Origin of the sequence: Stenotrophomonas sp. MYb238 (assembly GCF_009496535.1) — a bacterium.
Lineage (GTDB): Bacteria > Pseudomonadota > Gammaproteobacteria > Xanthomonadales > Xanthomonadaceae > Stenotrophomonas.
In genome coordinates, this window is record NZ_WIDL01000010.1 from 53,869 (window position 1) to 80,220 (window position 26,352).

At 70.0% G+C, this 26,352-nt stretch carries 29 protein-coding genes; 17 read left to right on the forward strand and 12 right to left on the reverse strand.

Features of this window, described 5'->3' with window-relative positions:
* Positions 1-102 precede the first annotated feature (102 nt).
* The gene (locus CQ393_RS08605) at positions 103-645 is read left to right on the forward strand and encodes a hypothetical protein (RefSeq protein WP_153191148.1); all 543 of its coding nucleotides are present in this window, start codon (positions 103-105) and stop codon (positions 643-645) included.
* 111 nt (positions 646-756) lie between these two features.
* On the opposite strand, the gene CQ393_RS08610 is transcribed toward CQ393_RS08605, so the two are convergent.
* The 5 genes from CQ393_RS08610 to msrB all read right to left on the reverse strand — a co-directional run bounded on the left by CQ393_RS08610 (position 757) and on the right by msrB (position 3,959).
* Entirely contained in the window at positions 757-1,032 is a 276-nt protein-coding gene (locus CQ393_RS08610; protein WP_343199897.1) for a DUF4031 domain-containing protein, read from the reverse strand.
* A gap of 14 nt (positions 1,033-1,046) precedes the next feature.
* The gene (locus CQ393_RS08615) at positions 1,047-1,532 is read right to left on the reverse strand and encodes a hypothetical protein (RefSeq protein ID WP_153191150.1); all 486 of its coding nucleotides are present in this window, start codon (positions 1,530-1,532) and stop codon (positions 1,047-1,049) included.
* 67 nt (positions 1,533-1,599) lie between these two features.
* Complete coding sequence (motB, locus tag CQ393_RS08620; RefSeq protein ID WP_153191151.1) at positions 1,600-2,562, reverse strand: flagellar motor protein MotB; 963 nt, start codon at positions 2,560-2,562, stop codon at positions 1,600-1,602.
* Between the two features lie 3 nt (positions 2,563-2,565).
* Positions 2,566-3,420, reverse strand: coding sequence for a flagellar motor stator protein MotA (motA, locus tag CQ393_RS08625; RefSeq protein ID WP_153191152.1), 855 nt, complete (start codon positions 3,418-3,420; stop codon positions 2,566-2,568).
* A gap of 71 nt (positions 3,421-3,491) precedes the next feature.
* The gene (gene msrB / locus CQ393_RS08630; RefSeq protein ID WP_153191153.1) at positions 3,492-3,959 is read right to left on the reverse strand and encodes a peptide-methionine (R)-S-oxide reductase MsrB; all 468 of its coding nucleotides are present in this window, start codon (positions 3,957-3,959) and stop codon (positions 3,492-3,494) included.
* A gap of 125 nt (positions 3,960-4,084) precedes the next feature.
* Between msrB and CQ393_RS08635 the strand changes: the two genes are divergently transcribed.
* Positions 4,085-4,459 (forward strand): classical arabinogalactan protein 4, encoded by a 375-nt coding sequence (locus CQ393_RS08635; protein WP_153191154.1) that lies wholly within the window; start codon positions 4,085-4,087, stop codon positions 4,457-4,459.
* Between the two features lie 152 nt (positions 4,460-4,611).
* On the forward strand, positions 4,612-4,782 hold the full coding sequence (locus CQ393_RS08640; RefSeq protein WP_153191155.1) for a hypothetical protein: 171 nt from the start codon (positions 4,612-4,614) through the stop codon (positions 4,780-4,782).
* A gap of 66 nt (positions 4,783-4,848) precedes the next feature.
* On the opposite strand, the gene CQ393_RS08645 is transcribed toward CQ393_RS08640, so the two are convergent.
* Positions 4,849-5,328, reverse strand: a complete 480-nt coding sequence (locus CQ393_RS08645; protein WP_153191156.1) for a winged helix-turn-helix transcriptional regulator — start codon at positions 5,326-5,328, stop codon at positions 4,849-4,851.
* 198 nt (positions 5,329-5,526) lie between these two features.
* On the opposite strand from CQ393_RS08645, the gene CQ393_RS08650 reads away from it, so the two are divergent.
* Together CQ393_RS08650 and alr are read left to right on the forward strand one after the other, a co-directional pair.
* The gene (locus CQ393_RS08650) at positions 5,527-6,795 is read left to right on the forward strand and encodes a D-amino acid dehydrogenase (RefSeq protein WP_153191157.1); all 1,269 of its coding nucleotides are present in this window, start codon (positions 5,527-5,529) and stop codon (positions 6,793-6,795) included.
* On the forward strand, positions 6,795-7,871 hold the full coding sequence (gene alr / locus CQ393_RS08655) for an alanine racemase (protein ID WP_153191158.1): 1,077 nt from the start codon (positions 6,795-6,797) through the stop codon (positions 7,869-7,871). Before CQ393_RS08650 ends, alr begins: the two co-directional genes overlap by 1 nt.
* A 70-nt stretch (positions 7,872-7,941) precedes the next feature.
* Here the strand turns inward: alr and CQ393_RS08660 are convergent, their stop codons facing one another.
* Positions 7,942-8,511, reverse strand: coding sequence for a DUF3016 domain-containing protein (locus tag CQ393_RS08660; RefSeq protein WP_153191159.1), 570 nt, complete (start codon positions 8,509-8,511; stop codon positions 7,942-7,944).
* Positions 8,512-8,692: 181 nt separating this feature from the next.
* On the opposite strand from CQ393_RS08660, the gene CQ393_RS08665 reads away from it, so the two are divergent.
* From CQ393_RS08665 to CQ393_RS08680, 4 genes are all read left to right on the forward strand, one after another.
* Positions 8,693-10,711, forward strand: a complete 2,019-nt coding sequence (locus tag CQ393_RS08665; RefSeq protein WP_153191214.1) for an ATP-binding protein — start codon at positions 8,693-8,695, stop codon at positions 10,709-10,711.
* Positions 10,712-10,788: 77 nt separating this feature from the next.
* Positions 10,789-11,841 carry a class I SAM-dependent methyltransferase gene (locus tag CQ393_RS08670; protein ID WP_153191160.1) on the forward strand — a complete coding sequence of 351 codons (1,053 nt, stop codon included), beginning with the start codon at positions 10,789-10,791 and terminating at the stop codon, positions 11,839-11,841.
* Positions 11,838-12,545: a pseudouridine synthase gene (locus tag CQ393_RS08675; RefSeq protein ID WP_153191161.1), complete on the forward strand. Its 708-nt coding sequence runs from the start codon at positions 11,838-11,840 to the stop codon at positions 12,543-12,545. The genes CQ393_RS08670 and CQ393_RS08675 overlap by 4 nt, the downstream gene beginning before the upstream one ends.
* On the forward strand, positions 12,542-13,222 hold the full coding sequence (locus tag CQ393_RS08680; protein WP_343199898.1) for an HAD family phosphatase: 681 nt from the start codon (positions 12,542-12,544) through the stop codon (positions 13,220-13,222). Before CQ393_RS08675 ends, CQ393_RS08680 begins: the two co-directional genes overlap by 4 nt.
* Positions 13,223-13,460: 238 nt before the next feature.
* Here CQ393_RS08680 and CQ393_RS08685 read toward each other — a convergent pair whose 3' ends face one another.
* From CQ393_RS08685 to CQ393_RS08700, 4 genes are all read right to left on the reverse strand, one after another.
* The gene (locus CQ393_RS08685) at positions 13,461-13,868 is read right to left on the reverse strand and encodes a DUF1801 domain-containing protein (protein WP_153191162.1); all 408 of its coding nucleotides are present in this window, start codon (positions 13,866-13,868) and stop codon (positions 13,461-13,463) included.
* Positions 13,869-13,897: 29 nt separating this feature from the next.
* Complete coding sequence (locus CQ393_RS08690) at positions 13,898-14,446, reverse strand: DUF1415 domain-containing protein (protein ID WP_153191163.1); 549 nt, start codon at positions 14,444-14,446, stop codon at positions 13,898-13,900.
* A gap of 173 nt (positions 14,447-14,619) precedes the next feature.
* Positions 14,620-15,105: a YajQ family cyclic di-GMP-binding protein gene (locus tag CQ393_RS08695; RefSeq protein ID WP_153191164.1), complete on the reverse strand. Its 486-nt coding sequence runs from the start codon at positions 15,103-15,105 to the stop codon at positions 14,620-14,622.
* 60 nt (positions 15,106-15,165) lie between these two features.
* A complete protein-coding gene (locus CQ393_RS08700) occupies positions 15,166-16,266 on the reverse strand; it encodes a serine hydrolase domain-containing protein (RefSeq protein ID WP_194269624.1) in 1,101 nt (366 codons plus the stop codon).
* Between the two features lie 78 nt (positions 16,267-16,344).
* On the opposite strand from CQ393_RS08700, the gene CQ393_RS08705 reads away from it, so the two are divergent.
* From CQ393_RS08705 to CQ393_RS08725, 5 genes are all read left to right on the forward strand, one after another.
* Positions 16,345-17,256, forward strand: a complete 912-nt coding sequence (locus tag CQ393_RS08705; RefSeq protein WP_153191166.1) for a DMT family transporter — start codon at positions 16,345-16,347, stop codon at positions 17,254-17,256.
* A 118-nt stretch (positions 17,257-17,374) separates the two neighbouring features.
* On the forward strand, positions 17,375-18,382 hold the full coding sequence (locus CQ393_RS08710) for a methionine ABC transporter ATP-binding protein (protein ID WP_343199899.1): 1,008 nt from the start codon (positions 17,375-17,377) through the stop codon (positions 18,380-18,382).
* Positions 18,379-19,068 (forward strand): methionine ABC transporter permease, encoded by a 690-nt coding sequence (locus CQ393_RS08715; protein ID WP_153191168.1) that lies wholly within the window; start codon positions 18,379-18,381, stop codon positions 19,066-19,068. Before CQ393_RS08710 ends, CQ393_RS08715 begins: the two co-directional genes overlap by 4 nt.
* A 107-nt stretch (positions 19,069-19,175) precedes the next feature.
* Positions 19,176-19,976 (forward strand): MetQ/NlpA family ABC transporter substrate-binding protein, encoded by an 801-nt coding sequence (locus CQ393_RS08720; protein WP_153191169.1) that lies wholly within the window; start codon positions 19,176-19,178, stop codon positions 19,974-19,976.
* 248 nt (positions 19,977-20,224) lie between these two features.
* Positions 20,225-20,986, forward strand: coding sequence for a YiiX/YebB-like N1pC/P60 family cysteine hydrolase (locus tag CQ393_RS08725; protein WP_153191170.1), 762 nt, complete (start codon positions 20,225-20,227; stop codon positions 20,984-20,986).
* Positions 20,987-21,190: 204 nt separating this feature from the next.
* Here the strand turns inward: CQ393_RS08725 and CQ393_RS08730 are convergent, their stop codons facing one another.
* Entirely contained in the window at positions 21,191-21,838 is a 648-nt protein-coding gene (locus tag CQ393_RS08730; RefSeq protein WP_153191171.1) for an OmpW family outer membrane protein, read from the reverse strand.
* Between the two features lie 198 nt (positions 21,839-22,036).
* On the opposite strand from CQ393_RS08730, the gene CQ393_RS08735 reads away from it, so the two are divergent.
* The 3 genes from CQ393_RS08735 to lpdA all read left to right on the forward strand — a co-directional run bounded on the left by CQ393_RS08735 (position 22,037) and on the right by lpdA (position 26,319).
* A complete protein-coding gene (locus CQ393_RS08735) occupies positions 22,037-22,576 on the forward strand; it encodes a DNA-deoxyinosine glycosylase (RefSeq protein ID WP_343199900.1) in 540 nt (179 codons plus the stop codon).
* Between the two features lie 196 nt (positions 22,577-22,772).
* Entirely contained in the window at positions 22,773-24,146 is a 1,374-nt protein-coding gene (locus CQ393_RS08740; RefSeq protein ID WP_153191172.1) for a dihydrolipoyllysine-residue acetyltransferase, read from the forward strand.
* Positions 24,147-24,162: 16 nt separating this feature from the next.
* Positions 24,163-26,319 carry a dihydrolipoyl dehydrogenase gene (lpdA, locus tag CQ393_RS08745; RefSeq protein WP_153191173.1) on the forward strand — a complete coding sequence of 719 codons (2,157 nt, stop codon included), beginning with the start codon at positions 24,163-24,165 and terminating at the stop codon, positions 26,317-26,319.
* Positions 26,320-26,352 lie beyond the last annotated feature (33 nt).

The window sequence follows — 26,352 nt, forward strand, 5'->3', positions numbered from 1 at the left end:
AGGCCACCGCGGCCCTCTTCAGGGCACAAGGATAACCGCTGCGGCTTCCGCTGCCGCGCGCGCGGCGGCAGAATGCGCGCCATCACGCAGTGGAGAGCCGCCATGCCCGACAACAGTGCCGACTACGAGGATTCCGACGAACTGCTGCCCACCTTCGACGAGGACGACCATCCGGCGCGGGTGTGGAACCTGCTGTGGCTGATCAATCCCGGCGACGAGGAGACGGCGCTGCAGCAGTTCGACGCCTGGCGCGAGGCGCGGGCCGGCGCCGAGGACGAAGCCGGCGACGAGCAGTGGCTGTGGGACCTGAAGGACGCCATCGATTGGCGCGCCGGTTTCTACGTGGACTGGAAGGACGTGGACGCGTTCGTGGCCGCGCTCGACGAACTGGCCGCGCGCTGGAACCTGCGCATCGACTGGGGCGGCGACCTGGACGACGAGGACTTCGCGCAGGACCTGGACGTGCCCGCGCTGATGGCGACCGCACACGACCGCCTGCGTGAGCATGGCTACACGCTGTGGAACTGGAACACCGGCGGCGACGGCTACGCCGGCTGGATCGCGCTCAGCCGCGACGACGAGGCGATGCTGGCGCTGTGCTCGCTGCTGGGCGTGGAAGTGCGGCCAGGCAGCGACCCGTTCTGAGCACCGCCGTAGGAGCGCACCTTGGTGCGCGATGGGGCTTTCCCGGTAGTGCCCCATCGCGCACCAAGGTGCGCTCCTACGGGGCGGCCCCACGGGAAGCGAGCCCCGCGTCTACGGGTGATATTGCGCCCGCGCGTTGGCGATGACCCGCCGCACCAGGTCGCGGTCGCCATGCCGCGAGATGGCGACCGCGCCCAGGGCGATGGCGGTTTCGCGCAGCGGCGCCGGCACGTCGTAGTGCGCGCCGCTGGCGCGGTTCTGGAACGCCCGCCGCGGAATCCCGAGCTGCTGCGCCATGGCGTGCAGCTCGGGCAGGGTGTCGGCCATCAGATGCGCCCAGCGCTCGCCGCGCCAGGGGTGTACCGCATCGTCGACATAGACCGTCACCGCGGGGCCGCCGCTCAGGCCTGCGGCTTGTCGCCGGCGTCGTCGGCCGCCGCTTCGGTACCGCCGGCTTCATCCGCGGTTTCGCCGCCTTCGGCCGGCGCCGCCGCTTCTTCGCCTTCGACGCCCTCGAACTCGGCGACCAGGCCGGCCAGGTAGTCGTCGGCGCTCTTGCCTTCGGCCGCGGCAGTGGCGTCGATCAGCTGCTGCAGGTGCTCCGAATACTCCAGGGCGACCTTGCGGCCTTCCTTCTCCTGCACGTTGGCCAGGTGCTTGAGCATGGCCAGCATCGGCACCGGGTTGTCGGCGTTGCCCATGGTCTGGCCGCCGATGGACAGCAGCCACTGCCGGCCCTGCAGGCCGATGGCGGCGACCACCTGGCCTTCCTCGTTCACCAGCACGGCGTGGTTCTGGACCTGCTGCTGCGCGTCCAGGCGCAGGAACGGGCGGCGGGGCTGCTGCTTCTTGCGCTGGTCGCGCTTGGCTTTGGACTGCTTGGACATGATCGTTCGGCAAAAGGAAACGGCCGCCATTGTAGGCGGCCGTTCCGGTCGTTGCCGAACCCGCGGCTCAGTGGGCGCCGACGCCCGGCGTGGCGCCCGCCTCGTCGTCGGCCGGGGGCGGTGCGGGCGGGGCGGCGGCCGGCAGCGGCAGCGCGGCGGTGGCCGACAGCGCGGCGGCCTCGGCGTCCTTGGTCATCACCACGATGCTGATGCGGCGGTTGATCGGGTTCTGCGGGTCGGTCTTGTCGAACAGCACCGAGGACGACAGCCCGATCACCCGCGCCACCTTGTCCTCGCTCATGCCGCCCTCCAGCAGGGCGCGGCGCGCGGCGTTGGCGCGGTCCGCGCTCAGTTCCCAGTTGCTGTAGCCCAGCTGCGTGGAATAGGCGGTGATGTCGGTGTGGCCGGTGATGCTGATGTGGTTGGGCACCTGGTTGATGAAGCGCGACAGCTCGCCCAGGATCTGGCGCGTGTACGGCATCAGCTTGGCGCTGCCCATGTCGAACATCGGCCGGTTCTGCTTGTCCACGATCTGGATGCGCAGCCCCTCGGGCGTGATGTCCAGCAGCAGCTGGTCCTTGAACGGTTCCAGCGCCTGGCTCTTGCTGATGGCTTCCTCCAGCTCCTGCTTCAGCGCCTCCAGCTGCTTCTTCTCGCGCTCGCGTTCGTCCACCGGCGTGGGGATGGACTCGCGCTGGTTCTGGAAGGGGTCGTTGCTGTCGCCGCGGGAGATGTCCGTGGCGCCGCCCAGCTTGATCATCGAGGTGCTGGCGCCGCCGGGGCCGGCCATGCCCGGCGCCGGGGTGCTGCTGGTGCCGCTGAGCGGGCTCGGGTTGCGGAAGTACTCGGAAATGGCCGCCCGCTCGGGCTTGGTGGTGGCGGCCATCAGCCACATCACCAGGAAGAAGGCCATCATCGCGGTGACGAAGTCGGCATAGGCCACCTTCCACGAACCGCCGTGGTGGCCGCCGCCCTGGATCTTCTTCACCCGCCGCACGATCACAGTGGGCTTGGCATCGTTGCTGGCCATGGCTTATTTGACCGACTTCAGGTGCTGCTCGAACTCGCTGAACCCCGGGCGCAGCGCCGACGGCACGGTCTTGCGCGCGAACTCCAGGGCGATCTTCGGGTTGTAGCCGCGCAGGCAGGCCAGCAGGGCGGTCTTGACCGATTCGTAGATGCGCGAGTCCTGTTCGGCGCGCGCTTCCACCGCGGCCGCCAGCGGGCCGATGAAGCCGTAGCCGAGCAGGATGCCGAGGAAGGTGCCGACCAGCGCGCCGGCCACGTGCGCGCCGACTTCCTTGATGTCGCCGCCGATCGAGCCCATGGTGACGACGATGCCCAGCACCGCCGCGACGATGCCGAAACCGGGCAGGCCGTCGGCGACCTTGGTCAGCACATGCGCCGGCTCCATCGCCTCGTGGTGGTGCTTTTCCAGCTCCAGTTCGAGCAGCGGTTCCAGCTCGTGCGGCTCGATGTTGGAGCCGATCATCAGCCGCAGGCAGTCGGTGATGAAGTCGATCAGGTGGTGATCGGCCTGGATCTTCGGGTAATTGGCGAAGATCGGGCTTGCGGCGGCGTTCTCCACGTGCTCCTCGAGCGACATGAAGCCCTCGCGGCGCGCCTTGTTGAGCAGTTCGTACAGCAGGCTGAGCACGTCCAGGTAGTCCTGCTGCTTGTAGCGCGGGCCCTTGAACACGGTGACCACGGCCTGCAGGGTCTTCTTCACCGTCTTGGCCGGGGTGCCGACCAGGAAGGCGCCCAGCGCCGCGCCGCCGATGATCACCAGTTCGTAGGGCTGCCACAGGGCGCCGAGTTTTCCGTGCGCGCCGATATAGCCGCCGAGCACGCTGAGGATGACGACAAGCAGACCGACGATGATGAGCATGGGACCGGGCACGGAGGGGGATAACCCGTTGTCGGCCGGCCCGGGCGAAACTGAAGCGGCAAAATGTGAACTCAGTCGGAGGCCGTCGATTCGGCGCCTCCGCGCCGCAGCGGGTCCGGCCAGGCGGCGCCGCGGTCGACGAAGGACAGCGAAACCGAGTTCAGGCAATGCCTTTCGAAGGTCGGCGGCGGGCCGTCCGGGAACACGTGGCCCAGGTGGCTGCCGCAGCGGGCGCAGGTGATTTCCGTGCGCACCATCCCGTGGCTGGTGTCGCGGATGCGGGCGATGTGCGCCGGGTCGAACGGGGCGAAGAAGCTGGGCCAGCCGGTGCCCGAGTCGAACTTGGTGCTGGAGCGGAACAGCGGCAGGCCGCACAGCCGGCAGCAGTAGGTGCCTTCGCGCTTGTTGTCCAGGAACACGCCGCAGAACGGCGCCTCGGTGCCGTGGTGCAACAGGACGCGGCGCTCGTCGTCGCCCAGGCCGGCGACCAGGGCATCGCGCTGGGCGGCATCGGGCGGGGTCAGGTCGAAAGCGGTCATGGGGCGCCTCCGTGGGGGATGGACCGCCATGGTAGGCGCCGGCCGGCGTGGCTCCAACCGGCGTGTTTACCGCGCCTGCAGCGCCGGCGGTGCATGATCGCCACACGGACCTGTGGGAGTGCCCGATGAAAAGGATTCCTCTGCTGCTGCTTGCGATGCTGGCGACAACCCCTGCCATGGCCCAGCTCAAGCCCGCGCCGCCACCGACCCAGACACGGCCGGTGAGCCTGCCTCCGCCCTCGAAGCCGGCCAGCGACGCATCCGGTCAGGCGGCCGACAACGAGCGCCTGCGCGAACGGCTGGAGCGGCCGGCGCCGGGCAGCAGACCGGCGGCCAAGCCCGCCGCGAAGCCGCAGCCGGCCCCGGTGCCGGTATACGACCATGACGGGCGACGGCTCAACGGCATGCGCCAGGCCGGCCCCGGCCGGGTGATGGATACCCGCACCGGCCGTTACCACGACACCGTGCCCAGTGGCGACGGCGTGCGCATCGTGCGCTGAGCGCAGGCGGCTTAACCGTCGGCAACGCGGCCCGCGCAGTCACCCAGGTCACGAGCGGAATCACGTTGCCTTGGCGCGTGCATAACCCGTCCCGGGCGCACTGTGCGCATGCGCAGTCGATGCGCGTCCACATGCCATACCGGAGTACCGAAATGTCCAACATGCACCACAACCAGCCGAACCAGGGACATGCCCCGCAGCGCAACGCCGGCCAGCCGGCGTCGCAGGAGCCGCAGCGGCCGTCGAAGACGGCCAGCGGCAGCGAAGCCGCCGGGAAATCGGACAAGCAGGCGCACAAGGCGCCGGAACGCGACCGCCGCTGAGCACGCGACGGGCAATGTGCGATGAGGAAGCGGCGGGCTTGTCCCGCCGCTTTGCCGTCAGGGGGGTCAATCGGCGATGGGCAGGCTGAGCGTCTCCTTCACTTCCTCCATCACGATGTAGCTCTTGGATTCGCGCACGTGCGGCAGGCTCAGCAGGGTGCTGCCGAGCAGCTTGCGGTACGAGGCCATCTCGTTGATGCGGGCCTTGAGCAGGTAGTCGAAATCGCCCGAGACCAGGTGGCATTCCAGCACGTTGGGCAGCTTGAGCGCGGCGCGGCGGAATTCCTCGAAGATGTCGCCGGACTTGTAGGCCAGGCTGATCTCCACGAACACCAGCAGCCCGGCCTTCACGTACTGCGGGTCCAGCCGCGCGTAGTAGCCGGTGATCACCCCCTCGCGCTCGAGCCGGCGCACGCGCTCGGTGCAGGGTGTGGTGGACAGGCCCACGCGCTCGCCCAGTTCGGTGAAGGAAATGCGGCCCTCGGCCTGCAGGATGCGCAGGATGCGGCGGTCGATCTTGTCCAGTTCGCGGCTGCGGGCGGCCATGACGCTCTGCTTTGCGTGAAGGAATCGGGAAATTACCCTGTTTTCTCGATCAATACGGGAAAAATCACTGGCACTGGCTGAATATACTGCGCCGTTCATGGCCCCCGCCCGATCCCGGGCAGGGAATTGATGCGGTCGGAACCTGCCGCCCTTCCCGCCGCCTTCGTGGCTGGCACGGCAGGTTCCCAGGAGAGAACGATGCGGGTTCTGATACTCGGCAGTGGTGTGATCGGCACGACCAGTGCCTGGTACCTGCGGCAGGCGGGTCACGAGGTGACGGTGGTGGACCGGCAGCCCGGCCCGGCGCTGGAAACCAGCTTCGCCAACGCCGGCCAGCTCTCCTTCGGCTACACCTCGCCGTGGGCCGCCCCGGGCGTGCCGCTGAAGGCGATCAAGTGGCTGTTCCAGGAACACGCGCCGCTGGCGATCCGTCCCACCGCCGACATGGCCCAGTACCGCTGGCTGTGGCAGATGCTGCGCAACTGCACCGCCGGCCGCTACGCGATCAACAAGGCGCGCATGGTGCGTATGTCCGACTACAGCCGCGACTGCATCAACGAGCTGCGCGCGGCCACCGGCATCGACTACGAAGGCCGCCAGCTGGGCACCACCCAGCTGTTCCGCACCCAGCAGCAGCTGGACGCCGCCGCCCAGGACATCGAGGTGCTGCGCCAGTACGGCGTGCCCTACGAGGTGCTGGACCGCCAGGGCATCGTGCGTGTGGAACCGGCGCTGGCCGGCAAGGCCGACACCCTGGTCGGCGCGCTGCGCCTGCCCGAGGACCAGACCGGCGACTGCCAGCTGTTCACCCGCCGGCTGGCCGCGCTGGCCGCCGCGGCCGGCGTCGAGTTCCGCTTCGACCAGGACGTGACGGGTCTGGAGCGCGACGGCGACCGCATCACCGGCGTGCGCATCGGCGGCCGGCTCGAGACCGCCGACCAGTACGTGGTGGCGCTGGGCAGCTACTCGCCGCCGCTGCTGGCGCCGCTGGGCATGCGCCTGCCGGTGTACCCGCTCAAGGGCTATTCGCTGACCCTGCCGATCACCGACGCGGCGATGGCGCCGACCTCGACCATCCTGGACGAGAGCTACAAGGTGGCGGTGACCCGCTTCGCCGACCGCATCCGCGTCGGCGGCATGGCCGAGGTGGCCGGCTTCGACCTGTCGCTGGACCCGCGCCGCCGCGCGACCCTGGAAAAGGTGGTGGGCGACCTCTACCCGCAGGGCGGCGATCTTTCCCGCGCCGAGTTCTGGACCGGTCTGCGCCCGGCCACGCCGGACGGCACCCCGGTCGTCGGCGCCACGCCGTACCGCAACCTGTTCCTCAATACCGGCCACGGCACCCTGGGCTGGACCATGGCCGCCGGCTCCGGCCGCTACCTGGCCGACCTGATGGACGGCCGCAAGCCGCAGATCAGCACCGAAGGCCTGGACATCTTCCGCTACGGCGGCCAGGGAGCGGGCTGATGCGCCCGGCACAGGCCCTGATCGACCTGGAGGCGCTGCGCCACAACTATCGGCTGGCCCGGCGGCTGGGCGGCGGCAAGGCGCTGGCGGTGATCAAGGCGGACGCCTACGGCCATGGCGCGGTGGCCTGCGCGCGCGCGCTGGAGGCCGAGGCCGACGGCTTCGGCGTGGCCTGCATCGAGGAGGCGCTGGAACTGCGCCAGGCCGGCATCGGCAAGCCGGTGCTGCTGCTGGAGGGCTTCTTCGACGCCGCCGAGCTGCCGCTGATCGTCGAGCACGACCTGTGGACCGCGGTGGCCTCGCCGTGGCAGGTCCAGGCGCTGGCCGCGTTCCGCACCGACGCCCCGTTGCAGGTCTGGCTGAAGCTGGACAGCGGCATGCACCGGCTGGGCCTGTCGGTGGACGAATTCCGCGCCGCGCATGCGCGGCTCTCGGCGCTGCCGCATCTGGCGCCGATGGTGCTGATGAGCCACATGGCGCGCGCCGACGAGCTGGACAGCCCGCGCACGCTGGACCAGCTGGAGACGTTCAATCGCGCCATCGACGGCCTGCAGGGCGAGACCAGCCTGTGCAACTCGCCGGCGCTGCTGGGCTGGCCGCAGGTGCGCAGCGACTGGGTGCGCCCGGGGCTGATGCTGTACGGCGCCGACCCGCTGTACCCGCAGCCGAGCGCGCATGCGGCGCAGCTGCGCCCGGTGATGACCCTGGAGTCGCGCGTGATCGCGGTGCGCGAGATCGGCCTTGGCGAACCGCTGGGCTACGGCGCGCGCTTCGTCGCCGAAAGGCCCACCCGCGTGGGCGTGGTGGCGATGGGCTACGCCGACGGCTACCCGCAGTTCGCGCCCAACGGCACCCCGGTGCAGATCGACGGCGTGCCGGGCCAGCTGATCGGGCGGGTGTCGATGGACATGCTCACCGTCGACCTCACCGACCACCCGCAGGCCGGGCTGGGCAGCATCGTGCAGCTGTGGGGGGCCGCGCCGACCATTTCCGAACTGGCGCCGCGCTGCAATACCAGCGCCTACCGGCTGCCCTGCAGCCTCAAGCGCACGCCGCGCGTCTACCTGTCGCAATAAGCAATAAGAAAGGGCCGCGTTCGCGGCCCTTTCCCTGTCCTTCCTGTTCATCGGCGCCGGCGCCGCGGCGTCAGAGCCCGGCGGTGGCGCGGTCGGTGCGCAGCTCGCGGCGCAGCCAGTCATCGAGCAGGCGCTTCTCGTAGCGCAGCGGATCGGTGTCCGACAGCCGGGTGTTGCCGTACAGGTAGGCGTTGTCCACCAGCTTGCGCTCGCCCTGGTCGATCACTTGGCCCTGCGCGTCGGTCAGGGTGAACTGCAGGCTGATCCGCGGCGGGTAGATGTCGCGCATGAAACGCACGTCGTCCATGCGCACGCCGTGCCAGGGCTCGTAATCGCCGGCGCGCTTGATGTCGGTGATGGTCACCGCCAGCTGCTGGCCCTCGGGCAGCTGGCTGGAGGCCTGCTTGCGCAGGTGCTCGGCCAGCTTGGCCACCCAGTCGCCGCGCTCGGCTTCCCAGCGGTTGTGGCTCTGGCGCAGTTCGGCGAATCCGGACGGGTCGTTCCACTGCACCTGCACGGGCCCTTCGCCGGCCAGGGCGCGCGGCGCCTGCGGATCGGTGACGGTGCGGGGGCCGGCCTGGGCGCTGCCGGCGGCGAGAAGGCCGGCCAGCACCACTCCGGCCAGGATCGTGGTTTTCATCGCAACCTCCGGTTTGGGGTGTCCCCTGCAGTGTGGGGCCGATCCGCAGGCCGGGCAATCGCCGGGCGCCGGGCGGTTGGAGCCGGGTTGCGGACGGTTCATCATCACGTGCCGTCGATAGCCGCATGCCCAGACTTTCCTTCCGCTGCCGCAACGCCGCAAAGACTTTGCCACCTTGACCATGCATCCGCCCGAACTGGAACCGTTCGTTCCGCCATCGGTTTCCCCGGTGGCCGGGAGCCTGGACAGCTCCCCGCTGTACCAGGAGGTGTTCGAGGCGGTCGGCACCGGTTTCTGCGTGATCGAGGTGCTGTTCGACGAGGCGCGCGCGGTGGATTTCGTCCACTGCAAGGTCAACGCCGCGTTCGAGCGCATCACCGGCCTGGCCGACGTGGCCGGGCGTCGCGCCACCGACGTGCTGCCGGGGCTGGACGAGTACTGGTTCCGGGTGTTCGGCCGGGTGGTCGGCGAGGGCCTGCCGGTGCAGTTCGAGCGCTACCTGCCGCAGCTCGGTCGCTGGTATTCGGTCGAGGCGGTGCGGCTGGGGCCGGCGGCCGAACGCCGGCTGGCGGTGCTGTTCTTCGACATCTCGCGGCGCAAGCAGGTCGAGACCGAGCTGGCCGAAAGCGAGGCGCGCTTCAGCGCGCTGGCCGACGGCCTGCCGATGCCGGTCTGGGTGCTGGACGACCTGGGCCACGTGCGCTTCGTCAACAACGCCTTCGGCAGCTTCTTCGGGCTGGCCGGGGACCATGCGTTCGGGCCGCGCTGGTGGGAAGGGCTGCTGCACCCGGAAGACCTGAAGGTCTTCGAGTACGCGCTGGCCGAGGCGCTGTCCAACGAGCGCGACCTGCACGTGAGCGCCCGCCTGCGCCGCCACGACGGACAATGGCGGTGGCTGGAGATGAAGGCCGCGCCGCGTTTCTCCGCCGACGGCCGGTTCATCGGCCTGGCCGGCAACAGCCCGGACATCACCGAGCGCCGCGAGATCGAGATGGCGCGCGAGGAGCTGCTCGAGGCCGAACGCGCCGCGCGCAACGCCGCCGAAGGCATGGCGCGGGTGAAGGACGAATTCCTCGCCACCCTGTCGCACGAACTGCGCACGCCGCTCACTACCATCCTGGGCTGGAGCGAACTGCTGCTGCAGCGCATGGAGGCCGAGCATCCCATGCGCCGCGGGGTGGAGGTCATCGCCAGCAGCGCGATGGCGCAGAAGCGGCTGATGTCGGACATGCTGGACCTGAGCAGCATGCTGCTGGGCAAGGTGCAGCTGGAAGTGGAAGTGCTGGACCTGGCCGAGCAGGTGCGCGAGGCCGTGCGCCTGCAGGAGCTGGTGGCGCAGGGCAAGGCGCAGGCGGTGGTGGTGAGCGTGCCGCCGTTGCCCTGTCCGGTGCTGGGCGATGCGACGCGGCTGCAGCAGGTGCTGTGGAACCTGCTGGCCAACGCCATCAAGTTCACCCCGGTCGAAGGCCAGGTCGACGTCGAGCTGCGCCAGGAGGACGGGCACTACGTGGTGGACGTGCGCGACAACGGCGACGGCATCGCGCCGGAGTTCCTCGCCCATCTGTTCAGCCGCTTCAGCCAGGCCGACGCCACCACCACCCGCCGCCACGGCGGCCTGGGCCTGGGCCTGGCGATCGTGCAGCAGCTGACCGAGCTGCACGGCGGTTCGGTTTCCGCGCACAGCGCCGGCGCCGGGCAGGGCGCCACCTTCAGCGTGCGCCTGCCGGTCTACCGCGTGGAGAACGCCGGCCGGCCGCGGCGCACGGTGCAGCGGGTCGCGGCCGGCGAGCAGGTGGTGGCCGCCCACGCGCTGGCCGGCACCCGCATCCTGGCGGTGGAGGACCAGCCCGAGGTGCTGGCCTATCTGCGGCGCGTGCTGGAGGAGCAGGGCGCCACGGTGGTGGCGGTGGCGTCCGCGGCCGAGGCGCTGGAGCTGCTCGACCTGCGTGGCCACGCCGCCTTCGACGTGCTGGTCAGCGACATCGGCATGCCCGGCATGGACGGTTATGGGCTGGTGCGCACGCTGCGCGAGACCATGGGCGTGTCCGCCGCCGAACTGCCGGCCGTCGCGGTGACCGCGCTGGCGCGCGGCGACGACCGCCGCCGCGCGCTGGCCGCCGGCTTCCAGCGGCATGTCGCCAAGCCGTACAGCGTGGCGCAGCTGGTCGGCGCGATCCGCGAGGCCTGCACCGGCGGCTGAACCCGTGGCTGCCGGCCGCCGGCCCGGTCCCGGGCGGGCCGCTAGAATGGCCGGCTACGTTCCGCTGGATACCCGCGATGGCCGCCCAAGACGCCCCGCTGCAGACGCTGTTCCTCCCGTTCGCCACCGGCGCCCTGCCATGGCCGCAGGGACCGGTGCTGTTCCTGCGCGCGCGCGAGGGCTGGCCGCTGCGCGAGCATGCCGCGCCCGGGCAACTGGTCTGCGTGCAGAGCTTCCGTCCCTTCGCGCAGGCGCTGGAACGCGGCGGCTGGGACGTGCGCGACGAGGCCGGGCTGGACGCGGCGGATGCGCGCTACCCGCTGGTGCTGGTGCTGCCGCCGCGCCAGCGCGACGAGGCGCGCGCGCTGCTGGCGCGGGCGCTGGAACGGGTGGCACCCGGTGGCGTGCTGGTGGCCTGCCAGTCCAACAACGAGGGTGCGCGCTCGGGCGAAAGCGACCTGCAGCAGCTGGCCGGACTGGGCGGCAAACTGACCAAGAACCATTGCCGCGTGTTCTGGACCGCGCCGCTCGACGGCGGCCACGACGAGGCGCTGCGCAGGCGCTGGGCGGCGCTGGATGCGCCGCGGGCCATCGTCGACGGGCGTTTCCAGAGCCGCCCCGGCGTGTTCGCCTGGGACCGCATCGACCCGGCCTCGGCGCTGCTGGTCGAACAGCTGCCGGCCGACCTCGCCGGCCGCGGCGCCGACCTCGGCGCCGGCTGGGGCTACCTGTCGGCCGAAGTGCTGGCGCGCTGCCCGAAGGTGACGGCGCTGGACCTGTACGAGGCCGAGTCGCGCGCGCTGGCGCTGGCCCGCCGCAATCTCGCCGGCAGCGCCGCGCAGCTGGATTTCCGCTGGCACGACGTCACCGCCGGCATCGACGGCCGCTACGACTTCATCGTCTCCAACCCGCCGTTCCACACGCCCGCGCGCGAGGACCGGCCGGACATCGGCCAGCGTTTCATCGCCGTGGCCGCGCAGGCGCTGCGCCCGGGCGGGCGCCTGTTCATGGTCGCCAACCGGCACCTGCCCTACGAGCAGATCCTCAACGACAGCTTCGGCCAGGTGCGCGTGGCGGCCGAGCGCGACGGCTTCAAGGTCATCGTCGGCACCCGCGGGGGCCGCGCATGAAGCTGGTCAAGCACATCGCCAACCTCGGCTACGGCAGCCGCAAGCAGGTGCAGTGGCTGTTCCGCGAAGGCCGCGTCACCGATGCCGACGGCGAGGTGCTGTACGCCGACGACAAGGTGGAGCACGACGCGATCCGCATCGACGGGCAGCCGCTGGACCCGCCGCCGGGCCTGACCCTGATGCTGCACAAGCCGGCCGGCTATACCTGCTCGACCAAGGACCAGGGACGGCTGGTCTACGACCTGCTCCCGGTCCGTTTCCGCGAGCGCTCGCCGCTGCTGTCCACGGTGGGCCGGCTGGACCGCGACACCAGCGGCCTGCTGCTGATGACCGACGACGGCGCGCTGCTGCACCGGATCGTGTCGCCCAAGTCGAAACTGGACAAGATCTACGAGGCGCGGCTGGCGCAGGACCTGCGCGGCGACGAGGCGGCGACCTTCGCCAGCGGCACGCTGCTGCTGGAATCGGACGACAAGCCGCTGCTGCCGGCCGAGCTCGACGTGCTCGGCCCGCGCCAGGCGCGGCTGACCCTGCATGAAGGCCGCTACCACCAGGTGCGGCGCATGTTCGCTGCCGTCGGCAACCATGTCGACGCGCTGCACCGCAGCCGCATCGGCGGGCTGGCGCTGGACGGCCTGGAAGAGGGGCAGTGGCGGCAGCTGTCGGCGGCCGACCTGCAGGTACTGTTCGGAGAGGCGCAGTGACGCGGTTGGCGGGACTGGCGACGTTGCCGCAGGCGGTGATCTTCGACATGGACGGGCTGATGCTCGACAGCGAGCGCGCCCTGCTCGGCTGCCTCGCGCAGGCCGGCAGCGCGGCCGGCCACGAATTGCCCGACGACTTCCTGCTGTCGCTGATCGGCTCCAGCGACACGTTCACCCGCCAGCGCATCGCCGCCCGGATCGGCGCCGGCGCGGTCGACGCCCTGCTGCAGGATTCCTATGCGCGCTACGACGGGCTGGTCGCCGCTGGCGTGCCGCACCGGCCGGGCATCGTCGACCTGCTCGACACCCTGGTCGCCCACGGCGTGCCGCGCGCGGTGGCGACCTCCACGCGGCGCCCGCTGGCGCTGCGCAAGCTCGAAAGCGCCGGCCTGCTGCCGTATTTCGAACACGTGGCGACTAGCAGCGATGTCGCCCACGCCAAGCCGGCGCCGGACATCTACTTGCTGGCCGCCGCGAAGCTCGGCGTCGAGCCGCGCCATTGCCTGGCGCTGGAGGATTCGCCCACCGGCGTGCGCGCCGCGCTGGCCGCTGGCATGACCGTGATCCAGGTGCCGGACCTGCTGGAACCGGACGCGGACGCACGCGCGCTGGGCCACGCGATTGTCGGCTCGCTGCACGAGGTGCGTGGGCTGCTGCAGCCGTTGCTGACGGCATGAATTGCCGGGCGACTGCTTGGTGGGTGATGGCAACGCCGGGCTTCCTGCGTCAGCCAGCCTGCGCGCTGCCTCCTGGTCGGCAAGCTCGATGCCGCCGTCGTAGGAGCGGCTTCAGCCGCGATGAGGCTTTCCCATTGAATCCGCGTGTGGGTCGCAGGAGCTGCGTGTAAAGCCCCATCGCGGCTGAAGCCGCTCCTACGCCGTTTCCCTGTATTTCGGGTAGCCAGCAGGGCCAACCCTATCGCTGCTGCATGCGCGTCATCGCGCCTGCGACACGCTGCACGAGGGCCGAAACGCCCAGATCGGTCAACTGCCCGAAATAAAGGCAGGACTTGTCCATCCTGTGTTTCCCGAGGTTGGCTGGCAGCGGCGTGTCGTCCTCGCCGCAATCCAGGTAAATGACAAGCTCGCGGCCGCGGCTGGCGAACCCGGCCAGCGGCGCTTCCCCGGTCCGTCCACTCTCGCAGGCATAGCGGTACGACCCGTGGCCGACGATGCCCGGCCCCACCATCGTCGGCGGTTGCCCGGTGAGCGTCTCGAACAGCGCCATCAGCGCATGGCCATCGGCCGCCTGATGGCCGTGGGTGTGCGAGGCGATGCACGCCTCCCCGCTGGCATCGGTGAACCGGGTCTTGTTTCCTGCCAATCGAGGGCTCTACGGGTCCTGCATAGGTATCAATCCCCGGCCAGCAGCGTGTTCCAGCCCTCCACGCCCAGTTTGTCCAGCGTGGCGATGTTGCGCTCGACGATCACGTCCGGGTCCGGGAACGCGGCCACCGCGCGCTCCACGCTGTCCTCGCGCAGCAGGTGCAGGGTCGGCCAGGGCGCGCGGTTGGTGTAGTTGCTGACGTCGTCCGGCGCGGCGCCGGCGAACTGGTACTGCGGGTGGAAGCTGGCCACCTGCAGGATGCCCTGCAGGTCCAGCGCCTCCACCGCCGCGTCGGCGTTGTCGAGGAAGTCGTTGTAGTCGAGGAAATCGGTGAGCACCTGCGGGTGCACGATCAGCGTGGTGTCGATCTGTTCGGCCGGCGTGTCGCGCAGGCGCAGCAGTTCCTCGGCCAGTTCCTCCAGCAGCGCCTCGGGCGTGGTGGCGTCGCTGAGCACGAAGCGCACCTGCTCCTTGACGTACACCGCCTTGGCGAACGGGCACAGGTTCAGCCCGATCACGGCCTTCTCCAGCCAGCGGCGGGGGTCGGCGATGGGGTCGTGGGCGGTGTCGTTCATGGCGGCCGGGCGGGAAACGGGGCGGCCATTCTAGGGGATGCCGGTCACCAAGGCGGCGATGGCCTGAAACGCCGTAGGAGCGGCTTCAGCCGCGATGGAGCTTTCCCGGGAAGGCCCCATCGCGGCTGAAGCCGCTCCTACGGTGACATGCAGCCGGTTGCGGGCCGGCGGGCTCAATCGCGGAAGTTGTCGAACTGCAGCGGCTGCTCGAACTCGGTCTTCTTCAGCAGCGCGATCGTTTCCTGCAGGTCGTCGCGCTTCTTGCCGTTCACGCGCAGCTTGTCGCCGTTGATCTGGGTGTCGACCTTGATCTTGGATTCCTTGATCTTCGCGGCGATCTGCTTGGCCAGTTTCTGCTCGATGCCCTGCTTGACCGTGACCTGCTGGCGCGCGCCGGCCAGGTTGGTCTCGACATCGCCGAACTCCATGCAGCGGAAGTCGATGCTGCGCGCGGCCAGGCGCTGCTTGAGGATGTCGGCCATCTGCTTGAGCTGGAAATCGCTGGGTGCGGCCAGCTTGATCAGCGTGTCGCCGTCCTGCTCGAACTTCGCGTCCACGCCTTTGAAATCGAAGCGCGTGGACAGCTCGCGGTTGGCCTGGTCGATGGCATTGGTCAGTTCGTGCTTGTCGACTTCGGACACGACGTCGAAGGAAGGCATGGGGAGGCTCCTGGCGGAAAAACAGCGGCCATTCTAGGCGATCGCCCCGTGGCGCCGCCGTCAGGGCGCGTCCTTCCACTGCGCATGCAGCAGGTTGGCCGCCGCGTAGCAGGCCGGGGCGTCCTTGTTGGACAGCACGATCACCGTCTCGCCGGTGTGTGGGTAGGTGCGCACGTCGGTGCAGATGCCGTCGGCGCTGCCGCCGTGGCCCCAGCGGAAATCGCGTTCGGGCACGCCCTCGCCGTAGCCGGTGGCGAAGAAGCCCAGGCCCATGAACTCGCGCTGCGGCGTGGTCGCTTCCATGAACAGCGGCAGGGGCAGCAGCCGGCCGTCGCGCAGCGCCTGCACGAAGCGCAGAAGGTCGCCGGCCGGCGCCACCTGCCCGCCGGCGGCGAAGCCGCGCGCCGGCAGCGTGGCGCAGTTGCGCACGCGCTTGCCTTCAACCTCGACATAGCCCGCCGCCAGGTCCGGCGCCGGATCGTCGCAGTCGACGAAGCCGGTGCGGAGCATCCCGGCCGGCTTCAGCACGTGGTCGCGGATGTAGGACTCGAAATCCTGCCCGGACAGCACCTCGACCATGCGTCCCAGCACCACGTAGCCGTAGTTGCCGTATTTCTGCTGCGTGCCCGGCGCGAACTCCGGCGGGCGGTTGCCGTGCAGGGCGATGATGTCGGCCGGCGTGCGCAGCCGCGCGCGCTCGGCCGCATGCTCGGCGCCGAACAGTTCGTCCACGTCGCCGGCGCCGGCGGTGTGGGTGAGCAGCTGGCGCACGGTCACCGTGTCGGCGAAGGCGCGGTTGGGATAGTCCTCCAGCACCTCGCCGACGTGGCTGTCCAGGGTGACGCGGCCGGCGGCGACCTGCTGCAGGATCGCCACGCTGGTGAACATCTTGCCGGCCGAGGCCAGGTTCAGGCGGTCGTCGGCGCGCAGCGGCGCCTCGCCGTTCTCGTCGCGCAGGCCATAGGCCTTCTCGAACACCACCTCGCCGTCGTGCGCGACCAGCACCACGCCGGAAAAGCGCCCGGCGGTCTCCAGCCCGAGGACGAAGCCGTCCAGCCGCGCCAGGTCGGTGGCCGAAGGCGCCTGCGCCGCGGCCGTCGCGCAGGCCACGGACAGGGCCAGCGCGGCCACGGGGCGAAGCAGGGTGGAAATGGCAGGCATGCGTCCGGCTCCGGCGGAAGGTGGGACGAGCATAGCGGCAGCGCGGCGGGCGCCGGCACGGCCTGCGATAATCGGGCCATGTCCGCTTCCCCCTCGCCCGTTCCGCGCTCTCCCGCCGCCGCCGTGGCGTGGATGCTGTCCGCCGTCGCCTTCTTCTCGCTGATGGACGCCGGCATGAAGCTGCTGGCGGCCAGCTACCCGACCCTGCAGGTGACCATGCTGCGCGGCGCCGCCTCGCTGCCGTTCGTGCTGGTGTGGGTGCTGGCCACCGCCGGGCCGCGCTCGCTGGTGCCGGTGCGCTGGGGCCTGCACCTGCTGCGCGGCGCGCTGGGCATGGCGATGATCGGCTGCTTCGTCTACGCGCTGCGCAGCCTGCCGCTGTCCACCGCCTATTCGATCTACTTCGTCGCGCCGCTGCTGGTGGCGGCGCTGTCGGTGCCGCTGCTGGGCGAACGGATCGGGCCGCGGCGCTGGGTCGCCATCGCCATCGGCCTGGTTGGCGTGCTGGTGGTGCTGCGCCCGGGCGTGGACGGCTTCCTCTCGCTGCCGGGGCTGATGGTGCTGCTGGCGGCCACTGCCTATGCCATCGCCGCGGTGACGGTGAGCCTGTTGACCCGCACCGATACGCCGCAGTCCATGGTGGTGTGGTTCCTGCTGATCATGGCGGTCGGCGCCGGGCTGCTGGCCTGGCCGCAGTGGCAGCCGCTGCAATGGAAGCACGCCGGGCTGATCGCCGGCATGGGTCTGGCCGGCGCGCTGGGGCAGATCGCGCTGACCCGCGCCTTCCAGCTGGGGCAGGCGTCGATGATCGCGCCGCTGGAATACACCGGCCTGGTCTGGGTGATCGGCTGGGACCTACTGCTGTGGGGCGTGCTGCCGGACCGCATGACCTGGATCGGCGCGGCGATCATCGTCGCCAGCGGCCTGTACCTGCTGCACCGCGAGCGCGTCCAGCACGCGCGGCGGGCCGGGCAGGTGGACCACCCCTGAGCGGTCCACCGGCTCCATAGAACCAAAAGGAATAAGATTCCCCCGGCCCGTGCGGGCGCCGCGGCCGCGGCGCTGCTAGGCTTGCCGCCCCCGTCGTCCGTCCACCCGCGCCCTGGCCGTGATCGAGTTCCAGAACCTGTACAAATCCTATGCCGTGGAAGGCCGCGCGATCACCGCGCTGCATCCGCTCGACCTGACCATCGGCGCCGGCGAGGTGTTCGGCATCATCGGCCATTCCGGCGCCGGCAAGTCGACCCTGATCCGCCTGATCAACCGGTTGGAGGCACCCAGCGGCGGCCGCGTGCTGATCGACGGCCAGGACGCCACCGCACTCGACGCCGAGGGCCTGCGCGCGCTGCGCCGGCGCATCGGCATGATCTTCCAGCACTTCAACCTGCTGTCGGCGCGTACCGTGGCCGGCAACGTCGCCTTCCCGCTGGAGCTTGCCGGCACGCCGAAGGCGAAGATCGACGCGCGCGTGGCCGAGCTGCTGCGCACCGTCGGCCTTGAAGCGCATGCGGCCAAGTACCCGGCGCAGCTGTCCGGCGGGCAGAAGCAGCGCGTGGGCATCGCCCGCGCGCTGGCCACCGAGCCGAAGATCCTGCTGTGCGACGAGGCCACCAGCGCGCTCGATCCGCAGACCACCGCCTCGGTGCTGGCGCTGCTGTCCAGGATCAACCGCGAACTGGGCCTGACCATCGTGCTGATCACCCACGAGATGGACGTGATCCGCCGCGTCTGCGACCGCGTGGCGGTGCTCGATGCCGGCCGCCTGGTCGAGAGCGGGCCGGTGAGCGAGGTGTTCCTGCATCCGCGGCACCCGACCACGCGCCGCTTCGTATCCGAATCCGAGCACGTGGACGAGGGCGAGCTGTACCGCGACTTCGCCGCCGTGGGCGGGCGCATCGTGCGCCTGACCTTCCTCGGCGAGGGCACCTACGAACCGCTGCTGGGCCGCATCGCGCGGCAGACCGGGGTGGACTACAACATCCTGTCCGGACGCATCGACCGGATCAAGGACACGCCCTACGGACAGCTGACCGTGGCCCTGGTGGGCGGCGACCAGAACGCCGCCCAGGCCGGCTTCGTCGACGCCGGCGTGCACGTGGAGGAACTGCGCCGATGATCGTCGCGACCGCCGGCGGTTTCTTCCGCCATCTGGATGCCGGCAAGTGGGCCGATATCGGCCAGGCCACCGTCGACACCCTGCTGATGCTGGCCGGCTCGCTGCCGCTGACCATGGCGATTGGTCTTCCGCTGGGCGTGCTGCTGTTCCTGACCGGCTCACCGCAGCTGCGCCGCCGCCCGCTGCTGTACGGCGTGACCGCGTTGCTGGTGAACGTGCTGCGCTCGGTGCCCTTCATCATCCTGATGATCGTGCTGATCCCGGTGACGCTGGCGATGATGGGCACCTCGCTGGGCGTGCGCGGCGCGATCCTGCCGCTGGTGGTCGGCGCGGCGCCGTTCTACGCGCGCCTGGTCGAGACCGCGCTGCGCGAGGTGGACCGCGGCGTGATCGAAGCCAGCCAGGCGATGGGCGCCACCACCGCGCAGCTGGTGTTCAAGGTGCTGCTGCCCGAGGCGCGGCCCGGCCTGATCGCCGGCGCCACGGTCACCACCATCGCCCTGATCGGCTTCACCGCCATGGGCGGCGCGATCGGCTCCGGCGGCCTCGGCGACCTGGCCTTCCGCGACGGCTACCAGCGCTCGCACACTGACGTGGCCCTGGTCACCGTGGTGCTGCTGCTGGTCCTGGTGCAGCTGCTGCAGATGCTGGGCGACCGGCTGGTGCGCCACTACACTCGCCGTTGAGCCCGCGCTCGCCGTAGGAGCGGCTTCAGCCGCGAGGGGCTTTCGCATGAAAGCCTTCGCGGCTGAAGCCGCTCCTACAAGTACTACCTCACGTACTGGAATCCCCGATGAAGACTTCCCTGTTCCGTCCGCTGCTCGTTGCCGCCGCCGCGCTGGCGCTGTCGGCCTGCGGCAAGCCCGCCGCCGACGCGTCCAGGCTGGTGGTCGCCGCCACCGCCGTGCCGCACGCCGAGATCCTCGAGGTGGTCAAGCCGATCCTGGAGAAGGAAGGCGTCAAGCTGGACGTGCGCGTGTTCAACGACTACGTGCAGCCCAACGACCAGCTGGTGCAGAAGCAGGTCGACGCCAACTACTTCCAGACCGAGCCGTACCTGGATGCCTACAACCGCGACCGCAAGACCGGCCTGGTGACCGTGGTCGGCGTGCACATCGAACCGTTCGGCGCCTACTCGCGCCGCGTCAAGTCGCTGGCCGAGCTGCCCGACGGCGCCGACGTGGTCATTCCCAACGACCCGAGCAACAACAGCCGCGCGCTGATCCTGCTGGACAAGGCCGGCGTCATCAAGCTGAAGGACCCGACCAACGCGCTGTCCACCCAGCGCGACATCGTCGACAACCCGAAGCAGCTCAAGTTCCGCGAGCTGGACTCGGCGATGCTGCCGCGCGTGCTCGACCAGGTCGACCTAGCGCTGATCAACACCAACTACGCGCTGGACGCCGGCCTCGACCCGACCCGCGATGCGCTGGCGATCGAGAGCAAGGATTCGCCGTACGTGAACTTCCTGGTCGCGCGTCCGGACAACCGCGACGACGCCCGCGTGCAGAAGCTGGCCAGGGCGCTGACCGGCCCGGAAGTGAAGGCCTTCATCGAACAGAAGTACAAGGGCGCGGTGCTGCCGGCGTTCTGAGGCGGCCTTCGCACGAACGGGGCAACCCGCGCCCGCGGTTGCCCTCCGGTCCGGCGCTGCAGGAGCATTGTCGGTGACGGCCCGGGATCACAGGGATCAGCTCCTGCAGGTATGGAGCGGGGCGACGCGCCGCTGCGGCATCGCCGGACAGATCGGCGCCGGGCCATGCCGGCGCTGCATGGCGGGCGGTTGTGCACCCGCATCGGCGGGGGCTAGGCTTCCTCACACGCTTACGTGGAGGGGCATGGATGGGGTTGCTGCGTTTCGCCGGGCGCCGCATGGCGCATTTCCTGGCCCAGCCGCGGCGGCGGCAGGCACGCCCGCCGACCAGCGATCCGCACCTGCTGGCGCGCACCCTGAGGCGCGGCGACGTGCTGCTGGTGGAGGGCAACAGCCGCTTCTCCACCGCGATCAAATACCTCACCCAGTCCACCTGGTCGCATGCTGCGCTCTACATCGGGGAGGAGGCGTGGGAGCCGGGTGGGCCGCGCCGGCCGATGCTGATCGACGTGGACGTGGAAGCCGGCGTGCGGCGCGTGCCACTGGACGCCTTCGCCGAAGAACACACCCGCATCTGCCGGCCGCACGGCCTGCCGCCGACGGCCATCGACCAGCTGGTCGGTTTCATGCGCGCCCGCATCGGCTACAGCTACGACCTGAAGAACGTGTTCGACCTGGCGCGTTATCTGATCAGGCAACCGCCGGTGCCCGGGCACATGCGTCGGCGGCTGATCGCGCTGGGCAGCGGCGAGCCGACCAAGGCGATCTGCTCGACGTTGCTGGCGCAGGCGTTCGAGTCGGTCCGCTATCCGATCCTGCCCGAGATCGAGACCGTGCTCGGCCATGCCGGCGGCCGCGAGCAGCAGCGCGAGATCCTGCATATCCGCAACTACAGCCTGTACACGCCGCGCGATTTCGACGTGTCGCCGTTCTTCGAGATCGTCAAGCCGCGCCTGCAGCTGGGCTTCGATTACCGCGCGCTGCAGTGGAGCGAGGACGGCGATCCGTGATGGCGTGATTTCTCTGTTGCCGGCGGGGTCGCCCGGCATCAGGGCCAAGCCGCTCGACCAAGCGGCATGAAAGAGATGGCGCGAAGTGGATGAAAAGCAGGGCGAAAACCAGGCTGAGCCGTTGATAGGCGCATGGCTGTGCCCCGAACCTCGCCCAAACCCCTCTCCCGGAGGGAGAGGGGCTTTGTCAGGCGGAGCCCTGGATCAGAAGCGGGCGCCGATGCCGAAGCCCACGGTCCACGGATCCAGCTTCAGCTTCTCGCCGGTGTTGGAGCCGGCCACGCTCAGCTCCGGACGCGCATGCATGTAGCGCGCGTCGGCGCGGGCGAACCAGGTGGAGTTGATGTTCATGTCCACGCCGACGGTGCCGATCGCGCCCTTGGCGGTACGCAGGCCGACGTGGTCGCCGCTGGCGTCCAGGCCGTCGATCTTCTCGTTGCTGAAGTTGGACTCGTAGTAGCCGGCGCCCACGAACGGACGGAACACGTTGTCGGCGGCGCCGAAGTGGTACTGCGCGCTCAGCGCCAGCGGCTGCTGCTCGACGGTGCCGACCTTGCCGCCATTGGCGCGCACGCGATGGTTGAACTTGTCCGCGGCGCCCCACAGCTCGACGGCGACGTTGTCGTTGAAGTAGTAGCTGGCGCTCACGGTCGGCGCCGGGCCGCCATCGAACTTGTCGATGCCGTTGGCCGGGCCGCTCTTGGGCTGCAGCAGGGTCACGCCGCCGACGACGGCGAAGTGCTTGCCCGACGCGGTATCGGTGGACGCGGTGTCGGCGTCCTGCGCGAATGCGGCAGGCGAAAGCGCCAGGGCGCCAAGGACGGCAAGGCTCATGATCTTGGTGGTACGCATTGGGTGACTCCTCGTAGTGCTCTCGGGATTGCGTTGTTATCGAGGCCCTCGGTCGGGGCGGCCACATCCTCGCCGCGGCAGGATGAATCGATCCGCACGCACGGCGCGCCGCAGGCGCACGCGTTCAGGGAAAATGGCCGCGCGCCCTGTAGAACCTGCAAACGCCGGGGAAAGGACATTCATGGAGTTGTGTCGCGCGTGACGAACGAAACGGTGCTGCAGGGCCTGCCTGCGCAGGTGAATGGGCAATGCCGCGTGCTCGTGCTCGGCTCGATGCCGGGCATGGCCTCGCTGCAGGCGGCGCGTTACTACGCGCATCCGCGCAATCGTTTCTGGCCGCTGATGGGCGCGTTGTGCGGCTTCGATCCGCAGCTGGACTACGCGCAGCGCATGGCCCGCCTGCAGGCGGCCGGCATCGGGCTGTGGGACGTGATCGGCCGTTGCCGGCGGCGCGGCAGCCTGGATGCGGCCATCGTGCGCGGCAGCGAGACCGCCAATCCGCTGCCGGCGCTGGTTGCGGACCTGTCGCATCTGCGCGCCATCGCCTGCAACGGCGCCGCGGCGGCGCAGGCGTTCGCGCGCCACCTGCATCCTGCGCTGCCGGCCGGGCATGGGTTGACGCTGCTGGCGCTGCCGTCGACCAGCCCGGCCAACGCCGCCTGGTCGTTCGAGCGGCTGCTCGGCGAGTGGGCGCGGCTGTCGCCGTGGTTGCCGGCGGCGGAACACTCCGTCTCCTGAGCGACTGACCGTACCGGACAGGCCGGGACAGGCGGCAAGCCAGCGGGGCGCGGGGCAGGGCGCGCGCGCCCATGGACGGCGGGGCATGACGTGCCTTGTCCACGGACATACGTAGGCGAATCCAGCGGCGGCGGTTGGCGCTGCGGCGCGCTGGCGCCACAATAGCGGTTTCCCTCACTGTTGCTGGAGTTGTTTCATGGCCGAAATCAAGGAAGCAGTTGTCCCCGATATCGGTGACTACAGCGACATCCCGGTGATCGAGGTGCTGGTCGCCGTGGGCGACACGGTGGCCAAGGACCAGGGCCTGGTCACGCTGGAATCGGACAAGGCGACGATGGAAGTGCCGTCGGCCTTCGCCGGCGTGGTCAAGGAGATCAAGGTCAAGGTCGGCGACACCCTGTCCGAGGGCAAGGTGGTGGCGCTGATCGAAGTGGCCGCCGAGGGCGCCAAGCCCGCCTCCGCTGCCGCGCCGGCCGCTCCGGCCAAGGTCGAGCCGACCGCCGAGACCGGCGCCAAGGTCGAGCCGGTGGCCGTGGCCCCGGTGCCGGACAAGCTGGCCCAGCGCGAGATCGTGCAGGAAGCCGTGCTGGCCCCCGGCAAGCCGGCCAGCCCGCCGGTGCAGTTCAACGCCGAGGGCGTGCTGCCGTCCAACGTGCCCTACGCCAGCCCGGCGGTGCGCGTGTTCGCCCGCGAACTGGGCGTGGACCTGGCCCAGGTGGCCGGCACCGAGAGGGGCGGCCGCATCACCAAGGCCGACGTGCAGAAGTTCGTCAAGGGCGCGCTGAGCGGCGGCGCTGCCGCCGTGGCCGGCGCCCCGGTCGCCGCCGGTGGCCTGAACCTGCTGCCGTGGCCGAAGGTGGACTTCAGCAAGTTCGGCGAGACCGAAGTGCAGCCGCTGTCGCGCATCAAGAAGATTTCCGGTGCCAATCTGGCGCGCAACTGGGCGATGATCCCGCACGTCACCCAGTTCGACCAGGCCGACATCACCGACCTGGAAGCCCTGCGCGTGGCGCTGAACAAGGAGAACGAGAAGGCCGGCATCAAGCTGACCATGCTCGCCTTCCTGATCAAGGCCAGCGCCGCGGCGCTGAAGAAGTTCCCCGAGTTCAACGCCTCGCTCGATGCCAGCGGCGAGAACCTGACCCTGAAGAAGTACTTCCACATCGGCTTCGCCGCCGACACGCCGAATGGCCTGGTCGTGCCGGTGATCCGCGACGTGGACAAGAAGGGCGTGGTGCAGATCGCGCAGGAAACCGGCGAACTGGCCAAGAAGGCGCGCGACGGCAAGCTCGGCCCGGCCGACATGAGCGGCGGCTGTTTCTCGATCAGCTCGCTGGGCGGTATCGGCGGCACCGCGTTCACGCCGATCGTCAATGCCCCGGAAGTGGCGATCCTGGGCGTGTCCAAGTCGTCGATCCAGCCGGTCTGGAACGGCAAGGAGTTCGCGCCGAAGCTGCTGCTGCCGCTGTCGCTGAGCTACGACCACCGCGTCATCGACGGTGCGCTGGCCGCGCGCTTCACCACGTACCTGTCGCAGGTGCTGGCCGACATGCGCCGCGTGCTGCTCTGACCCGAGGACTTGAAAGATGGCGAACACGATTGAAGTCAAAGTCCCCGATATCGGCGATTACAGCGCGGTGCCGGTGATCGAGATCCTGGTGGCCGTGGGCGACACGGTGGCCAAGGACCAGGGCCTGGTCACGCTGGAGTCGGACAAGGCGACGCTGGAGGTGCCGTCCTCGGCCGCCGGCGTGGTCAAGGAGATCAAGGTCAAGCTCGACGACAAGCTGTCCGAGGGCGACGTGGTGGTGGTGCTGGAAGCCGAAGGTGCGGCAGCCGCGCCTGCGCCGGCTGCTGCCGCCGCCGCTCCGGCTCCGGCCGCGCAACCAGCCGCTGCGGCCGCTCCGGCGGCGACGAGCGCGCTGGCGGCCCCGGCCCCGGCCCCAACCGCGACCGGCCCGGTCGAGGTCAAGGTGCCGGACATCGGCGACTACAGCGGCGTGCCGGTGATCGAGATCCTGGTGGCCGTGGGCGACACGGTGGCCAAGGACCAGGGCCTGGTGACGCTGGAATCGGACAAGGCGACGCTGGAAGTGCCGTCCTCGGCCGCCGGCGTGGTCAAGGAGATCAAGGTCAAGCTCGACGACAAGCTGTCCGAGGGCGACGTGGTGGTGGTGCTGGAAGCCCAGGGCGCCGCGCCCGCGGCCGCCGCCGGCAACGTGGCGCCGGGCAGCAAACCGCCGGTGACGCCCTCGCACCGCGCGCCGGACCCGGCGGTCGCCGCGAAGGCGCTGCCGTCCACCGGTCGCACCGCCGACATCGAATGCCGCATGGTGGTGCTGGGCGCCGGCCCGGGCGGCTACACCGCCGCGTTCCGTTCGGCCGACCTGGGCATGGATACCGTGCTGGTCGAGCGCTATGCCAGCCTCGGCGGCGTCTGCCTCAACGTCGGCTGCATCCCGTCCAAGGCGCTGCTGCACGCGGCCGAGATCATCGACCATGCCGCGCATGCCGACGAACTGGGCATCGCCTTCGGCAAGCCGAAGATCGCCTTGGACAAGCTGCGCGAGTACAAGGAAAAGGTCGTCGGCCAGCTGACCAAGGGCCTGGCCGGCATGGCCAAGCAGCGCAAGGTGCGCACCGTGCAGGGCGTGGCGAAGTTCGTCTCGGCCAACGAGTTGGAGATCGCCGGCGACGACGGCAAGACCCAGCTGCTGCGCTTCGAGCAGTGCATCATCGCCGCCGGTTCGCAGGCGGTGAAGCTGCCGAACTTCCCGTGGGACGACAAGCGCGTGATGGACTCCACCGACGCGCTGGAACTGGCCGAAGTGCCGAAGTCACTGCTGGTCGTGGGCGGCGGCATCATCGGCCTGGAAATGGCCACCGTGTACAGCGCGCTGGGCGCGGCGGTGACCGTGGTCGAGTTCATGGACCAGCTGATGCCCGGCGCCGACAAGGACCTGGTCAAGCCGCTGGCCGATCGCCTGAAGAAGCAGGGCATCGAAGTCCACATCAAGACCAAGGCCGCCGGCGTCAGCGCCGACAAGAAGGGCATCACCGTGACCTTCGAGGCGGCCGCCGAAGGCGAGAAGCCGGCGCTGGAAAGCGCCACCTTCGACCGCGTGCTGGTGGCCGTGGGCCGGGCGCCGAACGGGAAGAAGATCGACGCCGACAAGGCCGGCGTGGAAGTGACCGACCGCGGCTTCATTCCGGTCGACCGGCAGATGCGCACCAACGTGCCGCACATCTTCGCCATCGGCGACGTCGTCGGCAACCCGATGCTGGCGCACAAGGCTACGCACGAGGGCAAGCTGGCCGCGGAAGTGGCCTTCGGCGAGAAGAAGGAATGGGTGGCGCGGGTGATCCCGTCGGTGGCCTATACCAACCCGGAAATCGCCTGGGTCGGCGTCACCGAGACCGAGGCCAAGGCCAAGGGGCTGAAGGTGGGCGTGGCCAAGTTCCCGTGGGCGGCCAGCGGCCGCGCCATCGGCATCGGCCGCACCGAAGGCTTCACCAAGCTGGTGTTCGACGAGGAAAGCCACCGCGTCATCGGCGGCGCCATCGTCGGCGTGCATGCCGGCGAACTGCTGGCGGAGATCGGCCTGGCCATCGAGATGGGCGCCGAGGCCGAGGACATCGGCCACACCATCCACGCCCACCCGACCCTGAGCGAGTCGGTGGCGATGGCCTCGGAGATCTACGACGGCACCATCACCGATCTGTACATCCCGAAGAAGAAGTGATCCACGCGACGCCCCTTCACCGGGGCGTCGTCG

Excerpts from the sequence above, each read along its gene's own strand:
- CQ393_RS08740 (WP_153191172.1), top strand. The coding sequence starts at position 22,773 with ATGGCCGAAATCAAGGAAGCAGTTGTCCCCGATATCGGTGACTACAGC.
- CQ393_RS08720 (WP_153191169.1), top strand. The coding sequence starts at position 19,176 with ATGAAGACTTCCCTGTTCCGTCCGCTGCTCGTTGCCGCCGCCGCGCTG.
- CQ393_RS08670 (WP_153191160.1), top strand. The coding sequence starts at position 10,789 with ATGGCCGCCCAAGACGCCCCGCTGCAGACGCTGTTCCTCCCGTTCGCC.
- CQ393_RS08725 (WP_153191170.1), top strand. The coding sequence starts at position 20,225 with ATGGGGTTGCTGCGTTTCGCCGGGCGCCGCATGGCGCATTTCCTGGCC.
- CQ393_RS08675 (WP_153191161.1), top strand. The coding sequence starts at position 11,838 with ATGAAGCTGGTCAAGCACATCGCCAACCTCGGCTACGGCAGCCGCAAG.
- CQ393_RS08705 (WP_153191166.1), top strand. The coding sequence starts at position 16,345 with ATGTCCGCTTCCCCCTCGCCCGTTCCGCGCTCTCCCGCCGCCGCCGTG.
- CQ393_RS08730 (WP_153191171.1), bottom strand. The coding sequence starts at position 21,838 with ATGCGTACCACCAAGATCATGAGCCTTGCCGTCCTTGGCGCCCTGGCG.
- CQ393_RS08660 (WP_153191159.1), bottom strand. The coding sequence starts at position 8,511 with ATGAAAACCACGATCCTGGCCGGAGTGGTGCTGGCCGGCCTTCTCGCC.
- CQ393_RS08640 (WP_153191155.1), top strand. The coding sequence starts at position 4,612 with ATGTCCAACATGCACCACAACCAGCCGAACCAGGGACATGCCCCGCAG.
- CQ393_RS08695 (WP_153191164.1), bottom strand. The coding sequence starts at position 15,105 with ATGCCTTCCTTCGACGTCGTGTCCGAAGTCGACAAGCACGAACTGACC.
- motA (WP_153191152.1), bottom strand. The coding sequence starts at position 3,420 with ATGCTCATCATCGTCGGTCTGCTTGTCGTCATCCTCAGCGTGCTCGGC.
- CQ393_RS08605 (WP_153191148.1), top strand. The coding sequence starts at position 103 with ATGCCCGACAACAGTGCCGACTACGAGGATTCCGACGAACTGCTGCCC.
- lpdA (WP_153191173.1), top strand. The coding sequence starts at position 24,163 with ATGGCGAACACGATTGAAGTCAAAGTCCCCGATATCGGCGATTACAGC.
- CQ393_RS08665 (WP_153191214.1), top strand. The coding sequence starts at position 8,693 with ATGCATCCGCCCGAACTGGAACCGTTCGTTCCGCCATCGGTTTCCCCG.
- CQ393_RS08690 (WP_153191163.1), bottom strand. The coding sequence starts at position 14,446 with ATGAACGACACCGCCCACGACCCCATCGCCGACCCCCGCCGCTGGCTG.
- CQ393_RS08650 (WP_153191157.1), top strand. The coding sequence starts at position 5,527 with ATGCGGGTTCTGATACTCGGCAGTGGTGTGATCGGCACGACCAGTGCC.
- motB (WP_153191151.1), bottom strand. The coding sequence starts at position 2,562 with ATGGCCAGCAACGATGCCAAGCCCACTGTGATCGTGCGGCGGGTGAAG.
- CQ393_RS08635 (WP_153191154.1), top strand. The coding sequence starts at position 4,085 with ATGAAAAGGATTCCTCTGCTGCTGCTTGCGATGCTGGCGACAACCCCT.
- CQ393_RS08715 (WP_153191168.1), top strand. The coding sequence starts at position 18,379 with ATGATCGTCGCGACCGCCGGCGGTTTCTTCCGCCATCTGGATGCCGGC.
- msrB (WP_153191153.1), bottom strand. The coding sequence starts at position 3,959 with ATGACCGCTTTCGACCTGACCCCGCCCGATGCCGCCCAGCGCGATGCC.
- CQ393_RS08615 (WP_153191150.1), bottom strand. The coding sequence starts at position 1,532 with ATGTCCAAGCAGTCCAAAGCCAAGCGCGACCAGCGCAAGAAGCAGCAG.
- CQ393_RS08645 (WP_153191156.1), bottom strand. The coding sequence starts at position 5,328 with ATGGCCGCCCGCAGCCGCGAACTGGACAAGATCGACCGCCGCATCCTG.
- alr (WP_153191158.1), top strand. The coding sequence starts at position 6,795 with ATGCGCCCGGCACAGGCCCTGATCGACCTGGAGGCGCTGCGCCACAAC.
- CQ393_RS08700 (WP_194269624.1), bottom strand. The coding sequence starts at position 16,266 with ATGCCTGCCATTTCCACCCTGCTTCGCCCCGTGGCCGCGCTGGCCCTG.